The organism is Enterococcus sp. S183_ASV_20, from assembly GCF_018919685.1.
GTDB lineage: Bacteria > Bacillota > Bacilli > Lactobacillales > Enterococcaceae > Enterococcus > Enterococcus faecalis.
The window spans coordinates 15,676-30,699 of record NZ_JAHLRI010000009.1; the positions used below are offsets into that span (position 1 = coordinate 15,676).

General features: G+C 36.5%; 9 protein-coding genes and 1 pseudogene. 8 read left to right on the forward strand and 2 right to left on the reverse strand.

Annotated features, from left to right (window positions below):
- The first annotated feature begins 28 nt into the window (after positions 1-28).
- The 3 genes from KQI94_RS04970 to clpB all read left to right on the forward strand — a co-directional run bounded on the left by KQI94_RS04970 (position 29) and on the right by clpB (position 8,112).
- Entirely contained in the window at positions 29-4,675 is a 4,647-nt protein-coding gene (locus KQI94_RS04970) for an InlB B-repeat-containing protein (protein ID WP_002389955.1), read from the forward strand.
- A 188-nt stretch (positions 4,676-4,863) separates the two neighbouring features.
- A complete protein-coding gene (locus tag KQI94_RS04975; RefSeq protein WP_002368998.1) occupies positions 4,864-5,235 on the forward strand; it encodes a DoxX family protein in 372 nt (123 codons plus the stop codon).
- A gap of 270 nt (positions 5,236-5,505) precedes the next feature.
- The gene (gene clpB, locus KQI94_RS04980) at positions 5,506-8,112 is read left to right on the forward strand and encodes an ATP-dependent chaperone ClpB (protein ID WP_002368999.1); all 2,607 of its coding nucleotides are present in this window, start codon (positions 5,506-5,508) and stop codon (positions 8,110-8,112) included.
- A gap of 34 nt (positions 8,113-8,146) precedes the next feature.
- Here clpB and KQI94_RS04985 read toward each other — a convergent pair whose 3' ends face one another.
- Positions 8,147-8,626, reverse strand: coding sequence for a nucleoside 2-deoxyribosyltransferase (locus KQI94_RS04985; RefSeq protein ID WP_002362157.1), 480 nt, complete (start codon positions 8,624-8,626; stop codon positions 8,147-8,149).
- 23 nt (positions 8,627-8,649) lie between these two features.
- Complete coding sequence (locus KQI94_RS04990; RefSeq protein WP_002366990.1) at positions 8,650-9,870, reverse strand: GNAT family N-acetyltransferase; 1,221 nt, start codon at positions 9,868-9,870, stop codon at positions 8,650-8,652.
- 246 nt (positions 9,871-10,116) lie between these two features.
- Between KQI94_RS04990 and lepA the strand changes: the two genes are divergently transcribed.
- From lepA to KQI94_RS05015, 5 genes and pseudogenes are all read left to right on the forward strand, one after another.
- A complete protein-coding gene (gene lepA, locus KQI94_RS04995) occupies positions 10,117-11,952 on the forward strand; it encodes a translation elongation factor 4 (protein WP_010818018.1) in 1,836 nt (611 codons plus the stop codon).
- A 196-nt stretch (positions 11,953-12,148) separates the two neighbouring features.
- Positions 12,149-13,060, forward strand: coding sequence for a helix-turn-helix domain-containing protein (locus tag KQI94_RS05000; protein WP_002353574.1), 912 nt, complete (start codon positions 12,149-12,151; stop codon positions 13,058-13,060).
- A 997-nt stretch (positions 13,061-14,057) separates the two neighbouring features.
- Positions 14,058-14,309, forward strand: coding sequence for a hypothetical protein (locus KQI94_RS05005; RefSeq protein ID WP_002353573.1), 252 nt, complete (start codon positions 14,058-14,060; stop codon positions 14,307-14,309).
- Positions 14,310-14,421: 112 nt separating this feature from the next.
- Positions 14,422-14,664, forward strand: a pseudogene (locus tag KQI94_RS05010) (hypothetical protein); the annotation flags it as partial.
- Positions 14,665-14,753: 89 nt separating this feature from the next.
- Positions 14,754-14,993, forward strand: coding sequence for a hypothetical protein (locus KQI94_RS05015; protein WP_002353572.1), 240 nt, complete (start codon positions 14,754-14,756; stop codon positions 14,991-14,993).
- Positions 14,994-15,024: the final 31 nt, after the last annotated feature.

Genomic DNA, 15,024 nt, shown 5'->3' on the forward strand with positions numbered 1-15,024 from the left:
GAATAAAAAGGAAAAGAAGGTGTTGGTTATGAATAAGAAAATGATTTCTCTTATTTGTGTCATAGTTATATTATTAGGCACGATGATTTTACCAATTAATGGCTTAGCTGAGGGGTCTAAGCCGACAACAGTAACGAGTGAAATGCAACAAATTGTTGAAGAGTCATTACCTAAGCTATCAGAGCCACCAAAAAAAACGACAGAAACAACAGATTCTTCATCTGAAAAAACACAAGCTACTGAAGCAACGAAAAAAGTAGAAACTGTTTCTTTTACTTGGACGCAACAAGAACCAGAACGGCAAGTGAGTGCAGGCTCGGATTTTTATGTAAAAATAACTAGCAATGTAACTTGGGCGGAAATACAATTACCTCAGGAAATTCAATATAATCCCCCAAAAAATCAACAATTGAAGGAGCATAGTTCCTATAATCAAGAACAACACATCTTGGTTTTAAGAGACTTAGCTCAGTTGGGGGAGAGCTACTTGCTGTTAACGACAACAAAAGCAGGAACTTTCAGCTTGTCAGTCAAAGACAAAAATCAAAAAGAATTGGCTAATTATTTAGAAGTGACGGTTGCTAAAGAACCAATACCAGAGCCTCAAAAGCCACAGGAGCATAGTGAGCAGAAGCAAACGAAGGAAAATAAAAAAAGCAACCCCGACGATAAGTCTAAAAACATTGACGCCAAAGCGAATGGGATTACGGTCGGTTTGACTGCTCCTGCCACTTATCGCACGTATACCGACTCTACGACAGGAACAGCACCAGATTACTTAACGATTTCTATGCCAGTTTCCATCAGTCAAGCGGGACTCATTGGTACTTCGATTGAGCTTCCTTATGGCTTTTATCCAAGTAAAAGCGACCCCGTTTTTAAAAACTTTGATAATACAGCACCCATTTTTTCGTTGGTAACACCTAGTACGCCTAGCGCTAATTCAATTGTGGCGTCGTATGTAAATGACACGACCAATAAAAAGTTGATTATTCGTTTGAAACAAACCAAGACAACATTAGAGACGATTAATTTACGTTTTAAATTTAATAACGTCTATAATGCCAAAATTCCATCTGGACAAATCGTGTGGAATAATCTCCAAGCGAAGGTATTTGATAATACAGGTACACAAATCGCAAGCTCAGCGGCGAATAAAACCGTAAAAGCTGATGTGGGTTCTCTTGCTGCATATATCAGTTCTAGTTACGCAGTTCCTAGTAACAACAATTATTTTGATGGTGATATTGTTTTGGCACATTCTTATCGGTTTTATTATTTAGCTAGAGCGAATTTAGATCCTAGTTATGATCATCAAGTGTATGTTGAAATTCCAACAGGAGCTACATTAAAGGGAACTTTAGCCAATCGATTATTAAAAACAGGGGTCACAAATGCACAAGATCCTAGTGTGCCAGTAGGTTTTACTCGGTACTATCAGAAATTAGTAACTCTCTCACCAAATGTTTTAGAAAACCCAGCAACGCTTGTTGATTTAGTCTATCTTGATACAAGGGTTACTTTGAATAAAACTTATGCAGAAGGTAGTGCTTTTTCCATAAATTTTGGAATGAAGGTAAAATTTATGAATGGGAAAATAAATACTCTCACAACTACGAAAAGTTATATAAAGCGTTCTAGACCAGATTTTCAATTGTCAGGAGATGGTATCCATTCAACTATTGTAGGTTCGACTGACACAGTTAATAACTTAGACAATTTAGCGACAGCTGGATATTTTTACGCTTTTGGCTATTCTTCATTTAATCGATCTAGTACTATTAAGAATACTGGAGCTAAAGCAATTGAAGGGGTAACATACAAATTACAAGAATTAACTGCAGGTTCAGCTAAAGGAAACTTTGCTAATTTCTATATTTTTTGTTTTACTGATGGAGTGAACGCACCAGCCTATTACCGACCTTGGTTTCAGATAAAAAATGCTGTAACTGGAACGAGTCGTTCTGTTTGGAGTAGTACGCCAGCTAAGGCTAGTAGCTTTAGTCCCGCTTTGCCGACTTTAGCAACCAATGAGTATATTGCCACCATTAATATTATTCCCATGGGAACCGATGGCAAAACCGCCAATTCACTACCTCCAGGTAATGGGATGGGATTCAGATATCAGATCAAAAGTTGGCCTAATGGAAAGTGGCCAGATGGAACCGCGCTTTCTAAGAAGTCGAATCCAATTACCTTTGGAGCCACCATGCAGTACCAAGATGCAACTGGTACTCCCACAGAGTTTAAATTAAGCGATAAAAAAGCGTATTATAATAAAGGCGTGTCGCTAAATGTTTCTGCCAATTTGACCAGTGCCAATAGTCAAAATAAACTGCCTGGGGACACGATTAACTATGAAATAATCGGGAAAAATAATAGCTACTATACAAACACTTCTTCAGGGGATTGGGAGAATCCCATTATTACAATTAAAGTGCCCAAACAGTTACGATTAAAAGCTACTACGAAAAAAGATTTTATTGATGAGAGTAATCAAGTTACCTATCCAGCTTCGGTGACTGTTGAAACGTTACCTATAAATGATACAACTTACAATTATTATCGTTTTAAGACATCCAGCACGGCTTATAAATCTAAAGTAGCAAGAGAGAGTAGTATATTCAGGATTCCTTTAGAATTTGTCGTGGATAGTTCAACCGCTTCCGGAAGCTATCAGATTCCTTATGTCGCTTATAGCAGCCCTAAGACAACGGATTTCTTTAATCGTGTACCTACTCAGTTAGATGCTACAGAGGCTAAGAAAATCGGTTTAGACAACACGAATGAAAATAGCTACGTAATGAATTCATCTGCTACTAGTAACACCGGTTTCTCCGTTGTTGACGCTTCAAAACTGGATAGCGCAACAAACGCTCGTGGATCAGCAACGCAATCTTGGTCTAGTAGTAATATTTTTGCGGTGGAAAGTAAAGGAACACCGCAAATGCAAACAGTGATTAAAAATTCAGGAAATACCAATTTCACAAGCGTTCGATTATATAACATATTACCTTCTGCTAGTGATGGTCGTGGTTCAACAGGAAGTATCGGTTTTACAAATTTGACCAATAATAGTGGAACAGCCAAAATTTACTATACAACTAAGCCTGTCTCGCAATTACCTAGTTATACTAACAATGATTTACAAGCATGGAATGCCACTAAATTAACTAGTTTAGGTTTCACAACAACCAAACCCGCTAACTCTGCTTTAATCACAGCAATCTATGTCGATTTTGGAGCCACTACAATCAAACCAGGTGAGACATTAGATGCGATTATGAACTTTTTAGTGCCGGAAGCGGAAAATCAAAAAGCGATTAACCAATTTCAATATTCTGCCAAAGAAGCCAAAGCGGGAGCAACTTTAACGGCAGTCAGTAACAAAATTACCTTTAGTACGGAGTTTGCTCAAGTAGCATATGAACAAAATTTACCAAATGTTATCGTGCCAGGAAGTGGTGTGAAAGGTCTACCTTCTCCGCAAACGATTCAGTTAGATGTGAATGATGCAGGAAAAATTGTCATTCCAACAACAAAACCAACGCTTAGTGGTTATACTTTTGTAGAATGGCAAGATGTTGCAACGGCAACCAAAAAATATCAACCTGGTGCAACGATCAGCTTTACGTCTACTTCAACTACTACAAAAATAACACTGAAAGCTATTTGGAAACCTATCTCAGTGAATGTGACTTTTAATGCCAATGGGGGCTCGGGTGGTACAGCAGCTAAAGCATATACTTTTGGTACAGTGATTAATTTAAGTACTGTTGCGAAGCCAACAAGGACGGGTTACACTTTCCAAGGTTGGGCTGCAACAGCCAACGCCGCAACCCCAAATATTACAACAAACCCTCTTGTTAATTATGCCTCAGCTAAGACCTATTATGCTGTTTGGAAGGGGAATGCGTATACCGTAAAGTTTGATGCGAATGGGGGAACGGGTACCATGCCTAACGCTAGCTTTATTTATGGAACAGGCAAACCATTACCAGCCAACACCTTTACAAAAGAGAGTAATACGTTCCTTGGGTGGTCGAAGACACGGACAAGTGCAGTTGTATATACGGATAAACAAATAATTTCGACATTAACTGCTACTAACAATGGGACTGTAACGTTATATGCGAAATGGAGTGGGCAACGACCCGTATTGATGGGGACACCAAGTACGTTTGATTTTGGCAAACAAACTATTTCGCCAATGGCAAAAAATTACGGATTAAATTCAGCAAACTATGTAGGAAGTCCCGAATTACAACAAGCTGGTTTTAAGTTACGTCTAGAAGATAATCGACCAATCAGCACAGGTTGGAAATTAAACGTTAGTTTATCTGAATTTAAAGATAGTACTGGTACATCTTTACCACAAGGAGAAGGGATTACCTTGAACTTTGCGAACACTCAACTTCAAAAAGTTCAATATGCTAATACAGCTGTGGAATCAGTAACTAATAGTTTTACCAATGGACCGACGTTAGGTTCTCAAGCTTTTCGATCGGGTGCAACAGCCCAATCAATAATAACAGCAACTGGAACGCAAGGAAGTGGAACTTGGCAACTATATTTTCCTTTTGAAGAGATAAAATTAACTGTGCCTGCAAATGTAGGAGAAATATCAAAAGTATATCAATCTACAGTAACCTGGTCATTGGACGATGTAGTCTAATCTTAGTATGTTTCACTTGAAAGGAAAGTTAATTGTATTAAGAAAAAATATAAGTTTTACAGTAACATTAAAAAACAAACGTATTGTTAAATACGTTTGTTTTTTTTCTATACTTTTTTCGATTTATCCTTTATAATGTAACTTAAATAGTTACATTAACTATTTAATGCAAACAAAGGAGGAGAAATATGGATAAACAACAGCGAGGCATTCAAGTGATTAGAATTTGGCTAGGGGTGACGATGCTAATTCATGGAGTGATGAAAGTAACGTCATTGGAAGATACTTTAGCGTTTTTTGCTAGTATTGGTTTGCCAAGTCTTTTCGTTTATGGTGTAGCGGCAATTGAATTAATTGGTGGGTTATTTATGATTATTGGCTTTTTAATTCCTTTGGTATCAGTAGGATTCATAGCAGTTTTAGTCGGAGCTATTTTTTCTTTTGGTTTGGCAAGTGGTTTTAGTGGTTATGAGTACGAATTATTTTTAGCAATAACCAGTTTGGCTATTTTGATTAGCCATGCCGATAAAAAGTATCTTACGTTAAAACTTTATTTTTAATAAATCAAAGCAATAAAGAGTTGGTCAAACCAGGTGTTATTGCGAAAAAAGCCCTAAAACAGTGATATTTAGTTGTTTTAGGTTTTTTTTATCAAAAAGGTCAAAAAAGGTCAATTTATTTATTGACCTTTACTGACTAACGGAGTATAATAAATTTATAAGGTTTACAGATACCTTAACTTTTGAAGAAATCCATCAAAAGTCGGATAATAATAATTGTAAAGAATGTTAAAATAAAAAAGACAAAACAATAAACGGGAGGGATCGTTTATGAATATTGAAAAAATGACAACCACGCTACAAGAGGCGATTGCTGAAGCTCAAAAAGTTGCGGTGACACGGCAACATCAAGAAATTGATATCGCACATTTATGGAAAATTTTTCTTCAACCAAACCATTTTGGACGTAATTTTTACACAGATGCTGGTTTAGATGTTGACGCATTTGAACGAGAAGTAGATAACGCGTTAGATGAATATCCAAGTGTGGCGGGCGGTAATGTGCAATATGGTCAAAATTTAAGTCAAAATTTGTTCCATTTATTGCAAGAAGCTGATTCACTTCGAGAAGAATTCCAAGATGAATTTTTATCAACCGAAATTGTACTTTTAGCTTTAATGAAATTGAAAAATTATCGTTTAACAAAATATTTAATGCAACAAGGCATTACGGAAAAAGAGTTAAGAAAAAATATTGAAGAGATGAGAGGAGGAGATCGTGTGACTTCTCAAAACCAGGAAGAACAATATAAAGCACTAGAAAAATACGGTGTTGACTTAGTACAACAAGTAAAAGCAGGAAAACAAGATCCAATCATTGGTCGTGACGAAGAAATTCGTGACGTTATTCGGATTTTATCAAGAAAAACTAAAAATAATCCAGTCTTAATTGGTGAACCAGGTGTTGGTAAAACAGCGATTGTTGAAGGATTAGCACAACGAATCGTTCGTAAAGATGTTCCCGAAAACTTAAAAGATAAAACCATTTTTTCTTTAGATATGGGTGCCTTAATTGCGGGAGCAAAATTCCGTGGCGAATTTGAAGAACGGTTAAAAGCTGTTTTAAAAGAAGTGAAAAAAAGTGATGGCAAAATCATTTTATTCATTGATGAAATTCATAATATCGTCGGAGCTGGTAAAACTGAAGGCAGTATGGACGCCGGGAATTTATTAAAACCGATGCTAGCACGTGGTGAATTGCATTTAATCGGTGCCACAACGCTTGATGAATATCGCCAATATATGGAAAAAGATAAAGCCTTAGAACGTCGTTTCCAAAAAGTATTAGTCAAAGAACCAACAGTAGAAGATACAATTTCTATTTTGCGTGGCTTAAAAGAACGATTTGAAATTCACCACGGCGTGAATATTCATGACAATGCTTTAGTTGCTGCCGCTACTTTATCCGATCGCTATATTACTGATCGTTTCTTACCAGATAAAGCGATTGACTTAGTCGATGAAGCAAGCGCAACGATTCGAGTGGAAATGAATTCGATGCCAACAGAGCTCGATCAAGTAACACGTCGGTTAATGCAACTAGAAATTGAAGAAGCGGCCTTGAAAAAAGAATCAGATGATGCAAGTAAAAAACGGTTAGCCAACTTGCAAGAAGAATTAGCAGATTTGCGTGAAGAAGCCAACTCAATGAAAATGCAATGGGAAACGGAAAAAGAAGAAGTTAATGCGGTTTCCAATAAACGTGCAGAGATTGATAAAGCAAAACACGAATTAGAAGATGCTGAAAATAATTATGATTTAGAACGTGCTGCTGTTTTGCGTCATGGAACAATTCCGCAATTAGAACATGAATTGAAAAAATTGGAAGAAAAGAACGCTAAAGATAACGTCAAAATGGTACAAGAATCGGTTACTGAAAACGAAATTGCGCAAGTGGTCGGTCGTTTAACCGGCATTCCTGTGACAAAATTAGTTGAAGGCGAACGAGAAAAATTAATGAAACTGAATGAAACATTACACAAACGTGTGATTGGTCAAGATGAAGCCGTCGATGCTGTTAGTGATGCGGTGATTCGTTCAAGAGCAGGCTTACAAGATCCAAATCGCCCACTCGGTTCGTTCCTTTTCTTAGGACCAACTGGTGTTGGTAAAACAGAACTTGCTAAAGCTTTAGCTGAAGATTTGTTTGATTCTGAAGATCATATGGTACGGATTGACATGAGTGAATACATGGAAAAACATGCCGTGTCTCGTTTGGTTGGTGCCCCTCCAGGCTATGTTGGTTATGAAGAAGGTGGCCAGTTAACAGAAGCTGTTCGTCGAAACCCTTATACAATTGTCTTATTAGACGAAATTGAAAAAGCGCACCCAGATGTCTTTAATATCTTATTACAAGTTTTAGATGATGGTCGTTTGACAGATTCTAAAGGTCGGGTCGTTGATTTTAAAAATACAGTTTTAATTATGACAAGTAACATCGGCTCTCAGCTTTTATTGGAAGGTGTGACACCTGAAGGAACAATTCCAGAAGAAGTTGAAAATCAAGTCATGAATATTCTAAAAGGACACTTTAAACCAGAGTTCTTAAACAGAATTGATGATACTATTTTATTTACACCATTGAGCTTGGATAATGTGAAAGGAATCATTGGTAAAATGACCGCACAACTTGCTCATCGTTTAGAGCAACAAGAAATTGTGTTGGAAATCACTGATGAAGCTAAAACATGGATTGCTGAAAATGGGTATGAGCCAGCTTATGGAGCTCGTCCGTTAAAACGTTTCATTACTCGTGAAGTCGAAACACCATTAGCAAAAGAAATTGTTTCTGGTCGAGTAATGCCAAAAACAAAAGTCACGATTAGTCTATTAGACAATCAATTAGTTTTTGAAAATGAACCAATAGAAGAAGTATAAAAAAAGAACGAGCGAATTCGCTCGTTCTTTTTTATTATGACAATCGTTGCTTAATTTCTTCCAACAAATCCTCTTCTGAAGAAACAACCCGACCATTCAATTTAATCAAACCAACTGTGTAAAGGTTTAAATAATGGAATTGATTTTCAGCGACTTCGTTCAAAGCATCAAGCTTTTGGTGATTATCAGCACCTTGTTGGCGGCTGTCTGTGTAAAGGGCAACCACCGGAATTCCTTTGGCATAAGCAACACCAATTTCGGAAGCTACGCCCGCATCAATGGTTGGACCGTCTAATAAAGCAACCAATAAGTCGCTAGCAAGGACGTTTTCTGTATCTGCTAAGGCAATCATTTTACTATCGGCATAAGCAGATTTGTCGTTAATCGCCGCATTTTCTTGTGGTAAATAAAGATCGATTGTTTTATCCAATTGTCGAATTTGTTCGACTAAATAGGCATTATAACGTAAGTCAGCTTGCGAAAATAAAGGTCCTGCAAAATAAATTTTTGTCATTTGTCTGTCTCCAATCCAAGGGTTTAGAAATAATCACTGAAATAAGCTTCTTGGTCAGGAAAAATCCGTTCCAAAGAATTTAAAGTTTCTTTATCTGTATCAATACGCTCAATTCGATGTAAGTACGAAGGGCGTCGGTAATTCATGACTAAACAAGTTAGTGTTTGAATATCTAAGTGAACGGCGGTACCTAAAGGTTCATCCGTAATGGTTACTTGATCATTTTCATCCCAAATTAAGCCAAAAATACCATTATTCCACTCAGCGACAGGATCTTTAACGACAAAATGGAAGGGCTTAGCCGTACTTTCAAAAGGAAAATTTTCTAAAAAGGCTTTGACATCAACAATTCGCGCCATATAATAGGGTTCAATGCTTTCTTTAATTTGGCTGTCTTCTAAAAGAAAGGCTAAAGGTTCGTTTTTATAGATATCGCCCTTGACCCAATAAACCATCGAAAAATGCGCAGTAATAAAATTCCACAAGCCATTTCGGGCTTCTTGGTTCAAGTAAAACATTTCCTTAATATGAAATACCTCATCGGCCACCCAATAAAAAAGTACTCCTAAAGGTTCTTGATTGGCACCATAATAGACAGCAGCAGTCCGTTCTTCCTCGTTTTCAAAACGCCAATATTCTTCCCAGTTGAAGGCACTACGAATGAGTGCGCCGTGATTTTGACGAGCGAATCGCGCATAGACATCAAAGACATCTGGGTGATCGACAGCTAACCGTTCAATCATTCCTGGAACAGGAACGGTTTTTGGTAATTGCGTATCCCGAATTTTAAAAGATAACTTGTCGGACATGATTTCCCAACCTTTACGTCGGTAATAAGGAATGTTGTAAGGGAAAAGATAAGAAATCCACTGTTTATCTTGGCGCATTTCTTCTAATGCTGTTTGAATCAAGTCTTTCATTAAACCGTGGTTGGCATATTCAGGATAGGTACCGACACCAGTAACGCCGCCCATTTTATACAAAGCGCCATGGATATTGACTTCGCATGGATAGATAGCAATTTGTGAAATTAATTGATTTTCGTGAAACCAGCCAAATACTTTTGAAAGTTCTAAAATCGGTTGTTTTGATTTGATAAATGCGCGTTTGTTTTCAAAACCACTTTCTTCAATATCTGCTTCAGTCACTTGAAAAACATAGGAAAGAAGTTCATTAAATTGATCAATGTGTCCTTCCTCAACAGGCTTTAAGGTCAGTTGCTTTCGAAATTCTTGTTCATCCATTTTTCCATCTCCAATAAATTTACTGTTTTTAGTATACCAAATTTTTCGAAACTCTGTTAGCCTTTCGAAACCAAAAGAATAAAAGGGAAGTGCTTTAAATCTTCTTCAAAAATTGGTATAATGAAAAGTGCTGATTATCCTAGACCTTTAAACATGATAATTTGATAAAAAAGGCAACTAAAATATAACAATTGATTGATGAAGCTAGCAGGGAGCTAGCTTTTCTTAAAAGAAATGAGGCAAAAAATGAACAATAAAGAAATGAAAGCAAGACAAGAGAAAATTCGTAATTTCTCGATCATTGCCCACATTGACCATGGGAAGTCAACTTTAGCCGACCGGATTTTGGAAAAAACAAATACAGTTAGCAGTCGAGAAATGCAAGATCAATTACTTGATTCAATGGATTTAGAGAGAGAACGCGGCATTACCATCAAATTAAACGCAATTGAATTAAACTATACAGCCAAAGATGGTGAAACCTATACTTTCCATTTGATTGACACACCAGGGCACGTCGATTTCACCTACGAAGTTTCTCGTAGCTTGGCAGCTTGTGAAGGGGCTGTTCTAGTTGTTGATGCGGCGCAAGGAATTGAAGCGCAAACGCTAGCAAATGTCTATTTGGCATTGGATAATGACTTAGAAATTTTACCTGTTATTAATAAAATTGATTTACCCGCCGCTGATCCAGAGCGTGTTCGGACAGAGATTGAAGACGTAATTGGAATTGATGCATCGGAAGCTGTTTTAGCAAGTGCAAAAGCAGGGATTGGGATTGAAGATATTTTAGAACAAGTGGTGGAGTATGTACCAGCTCCATCAGGCGATATTGAGGCTCCTTTAAAGGCTTTGATTTTTGACTCTATTTACGATAGTTATCGGGGGGTCGTTTTAAACATCCGTGTAATTGACGGTGTCGTTCGTCCTGGGGATAAAATCCAAATGATGAGTAACGGTAAAACGTTTGATGTAACAGAAGTCGGCGTTTTTTCACCGAAACCAATCGCTCGTGATTATTTAATGGTTGGTGATGTGGGCTATATCACCGCTAGCATTAAAACGGTTCAAGATACACGGGTCGGGGATACAGTGACTTTGGCCGACAATCCAGCAGCAGAAGCACTACCAGGCTATCGCAAAATGAATCCAATGGTTTATTGTGGCTTATATCCAATTGATACGTCGCGCTACAACGATTTACGGGAAGCATTAGAAAAATTACAATTAAATGATGCGGCGTTACAATTTGAACCGGAAACATCGCAAGCTTTAGGGTTTGGTTTCCGTTGTGGTTTCTTAGGTTTGCTGCACATGGATGTTGTTCAGGAACGTTTGGAACGAGAATTTAATTTAGAGTTAATTACAACAGCACCGTCCGTAATCTATCACGTTAATAAAACTGACGGAACAACCGTTGTTGTTGACAACCCAGCTGAATTTCCAGAACCAGTAACGATTGAATCTGTGGAAGAACCTTATGTTAAAGCGCAAATCATGGTGCCAAACGATTATGTAGGAGCAGTAATGGAATTATCACAACGTAAACGTGGCGAATTCATTACAATGGATTACTTAGACGATTATCGTGTAAACGTAGTTTATGAAATTCCGTTATCTGAAATCGTGTTTGACTTTTTCGATAAATTGAAATCAAGTACAAAAGGCTATGCATCCTTAGATTACGAAATGGCTGGCTATCGTACCAGCCGTCTAGTAAAAATGGATATTCTATTAAATGCTGAAAAAGTGGATGCGTTAAGCTTTATTGTTCACCGAGATTTCGCATTTGAGCGTGGGAAAGCGATTGTTGAGAAATTGAAAAAACTAATTCCACGTCAACAGTTTGAAGTCCCAGTTCAAGCGGCGATTGGTCAAAAAATTGTGGCTCGTTCAGATATTAAAGCCTTACGCAAAAACGTACTGGCTAAATGCTATGGTGGCGATGTTTCTCGTAAACGTAAATTGTTAGAGAAACAAAAAGAAGGGAAGAAACGGATGAAACAAATTGGGTCCGTGGAAGTTCCTCAAGAAGCCTTTATGGCGGTTCTGAAAATGGATGAGCAAGATAGTGTGAAATAACTTATAATCAATCGAAAAACCTATTAAATCAACCTTTTTGAGTAGATGCAACACTGAGGATTATCTGTATAAAAGATTTTAAACTGTCATTTGGTTATCACGGCGATACTAAAATTAACAAAATTGGAATATTTTTTCTTGAAGATTTTTAGCTGTCAGTATATGATGAAAGCATCTCATAGGAGGTGCTTTTTTCATGGTTGATAATTCAAGTGGAAGGGTTCTTAAATCTCTAAGAAAAGAGAAAAAACTATCTCAAAAAAAGTTAGCTGATTTAGCAGGTATTTCACAAAGTACTTTAGTTAAATATGAAAAAGGGTCAAGAAAAATCCCTAAAGACGTAGATAATACTCTAAGCAAGATTTTGAATATAGAAACTCTAATAAAAGATGAGGAAGATAAGATTGAGATTCTCATCGGTCAACTAATTGCATACAGAGATATGAATAAGTTACTTAACAAAGAGTTAGCTGATAATATAGGAATTAGTGAAGTATTACTCAGTTATGTGTTAAATAGAAAGAGAAATCCGTCAAAAGAAATGCAAAAAAAAATCGATATTTTTCTATTAAGTAATGAAAAAGAAATTTCGAAGGAGAGTAATCGTGATAGTGAGATATTTAGTTTATCAAAAGACGATAAAATTGTTATGGGAAAAAGAATACGAGAAGTCCGAAAGAACCGGGAAGAGACGCTTGAAAAATTTGGTAAAAACTTTACCATCTATACAGGCAAAAATGTTATAAGTAGATGGGAAAAAGGTATTAATATTCCAGATATTGAAAAACTAATGAATATTGCCTATCTTGGTAAGGTCACTGTTCCTTACCTTATGTACGGAGAAGATTATAAGAATATACTTCCAAAAGATGAAAGAGTTAGCGATTTTAACAAGATAAATTCTTTTAGTATGGGATTAAGGATGAGGAAAATTAGGAAAGATTATTATCTAGAAAGGGAGGAGTTTGGAAAGCTTTTTTCTCCTTCAATTTCAAAATGGTCCATAGATAGGTATGAGAATGGTAGAGATATACCCAATACTAATCGAATTATCCAATATGCTTATATAGGAAATCTTTCTTTAGAATTTTTGATTTACGGGATATAAAAATAGTTTACGTCGATACTTATTAAGTTATCGACGTTTTTTTATTATAGAAAAATTTATAAAAGGAGGTTTCTTGATATGATAAGAAACAAAAAGGGTTTGTTGAAAGTTGCTTTACTGGCAGCTTTTTTCTAAGTAACTTTTTGACAAGCTCAATGGCAACACAAGCGGAAGAAGTAATACAAGAAATAACTGTTATGAATACCAGCTAGATAAAATGGGCTAGGTATGTTATCCAACAATTTAGTAATCACTAGAAGCCTAGCGAAAGTTCGCTTGATAAGTTATAGATGAGTATTGATTTGTAGTCTTTCCAAATCAAAAGGGTACAGAGCCACATGAAATATGTTGTCCTCTGCAGCGTCAGGATGGGAATCCATACCATGGAAATTCGGAGATCTGTGAGGGAATACTTACGTGGTTAATATGTCGGTTGTGTTGGACGTAGTAATGGTCATAGTGGGTAGATTGACTGAATTCTTATATGAGAAAATGAAACCAACAAGAAGATAGGGTTATTTATACAGAATTGGGGATCTTTTCTAGAAAAGTAATCGGACAATGCGAGATTCGTACGGTCTTTTTTAAATTTCTCTTAAAAAAACGGCATCGAATGGGTTGGGTGATTGATAAGCAATGAATCATAGACTGATATAGAATAAAAAAATGATTCTATTTATCTTTTTACATCTATCGTTTTTTCAAGTAACCGCAAATTGTATCAGCATTCAACAATTTTTGTATACAAGTTCTAGTAAAAGGATCTGAAGAAAAAGTTGGTTGTTGTGAAGATAAAAAAAGAATCAGGTTTTACTGAGTTTTTCTTCAAAATTTGTGTTATTAGGTTAGGACAAAGATAAGAAGAAGTATGAAGATTTAAAAAAGGAATGAGGAAAAGATAGTAATTTCCGATTATTGGAGTTTTTTTATTTTATAAAGAAGAAGCGAACAAGTTGTGATTCCTAGATTTCGCGCGTGATTAATTAATGAGCAAAAAATGCGGAAAGTTTTAGTGTTTAATACACGAGGACAAAGTTTCTTAGGTATTGAAGGCACACGTGTAACGGTTGATGGGTGGTGTGATTGTTTCGAGGTTGGAAAACATGTTGAACTTATGGCATTTACTGAGCTAAAAGATAAGAACAACGTGGAATTTGTCGAGAGTGATATTGGTTGGGACGATCATGAAGAAGTTTATGGAAAATTTATTTTGCGGAAGGGAAATTCTTATACGAATGGGGAAGCATAAGTAGCGATTTGTTAGAGATCATTGATAGGATTGAAATTGTCGGGAATATTTATGAGAATCTAGAGTTATTTGAGGTGATAGAATGAGTGATGGTTTTGAACAAGTATCAATAATTAAAAATCAAGTTCGGGAGATTCTTAGAAAAAAAGGCTATTTGGTAGATAGTTATTTTGAAGGAGATTACGAAACATGGGTAGGTGTCTATGCTCGTCCAGAGAATAAACCTACCTATTTAGATCCTACGACGTCAGAAGATGCCTATTTACAAAATAGGTATCGAGTAGATGGTTTTAAGCAAGACTTTGCGGAGTGGTTTGAATGGGAAATTGAAAACGGAGAAGTAAAAGAAGAATAAGCGTACTTGTTGTATCAAAATAAGTCAGTAGAACAACCAAACCAGTAGCTAGTAATGACAATAATACTGGGGAATCGGATCATTATGGTGTGATTGATATTTCTATTCCAGAAGATCTTAAGCCAGATCCTGCAACAATTGGCAACAGTGGCATGATTTTTGATTCGTTAGATGAAGCTATGTCATATGGTTGGAAAGAAATTAAGGATGAAGGTAGTAATTGGTATGGCATGATATTTGGTGATGGTGAAGTTGCCAATAAAGCTGGTATTCCAATTGGGAAATGGACAGTTGATTTCCACGAAGCAGGTTCTTTTTTTGTTCTGTAATTATAGTGGGAGGGTAAAATCATTGATGAAA

Coding starts and splice junctions, on each gene's coding strand:
- KQI94_RS04970 (WP_002389955.1), top strand. CDS start 29: ATGAATAAGAAAATGATTTCTCTTATTTGTGTCATAGTTATATTATTA.
- KQI94_RS04975 (WP_002368998.1), top strand. CDS start 4,864: ATGGATAAACAACAGCGAGGCATTCAAGTGATTAGAATTTGGCTAGGG.
- clpB (WP_002368999.1), top strand. CDS start 5,506: ATGAATATTGAAAAAATGACAACCACGCTACAAGAGGCGATTGCTGAA.
- KQI94_RS04985 (WP_002362157.1), bottom strand. CDS start 8,626: ATGACAAAAATTTATTTTGCAGGACCTTTATTTTCGCAAGCTGACTTA.
- KQI94_RS04990 (WP_002366990.1), bottom strand. CDS start 9,870: ATGGATGAACAAGAATTTCGAAAGCAACTGACCTTAAAGCCTGTTGAG.
- lepA (WP_010818018.1), top strand. CDS start 10,117: ATGAACAATAAAGAAATGAAAGCAAGACAAGAGAAAATTCGTAATTTC.
- KQI94_RS05000 (WP_002353574.1), top strand. CDS start 12,149: ATGGTTGATAATTCAAGTGGAAGGGTTCTTAAATCTCTAAGAAAAGAG.
- KQI94_RS05005 (WP_002353573.1), top strand. CDS start 14,058: ATGCGGAAAGTTTTAGTGTTTAATACACGAGGACAAAGTTTCTTAGGT.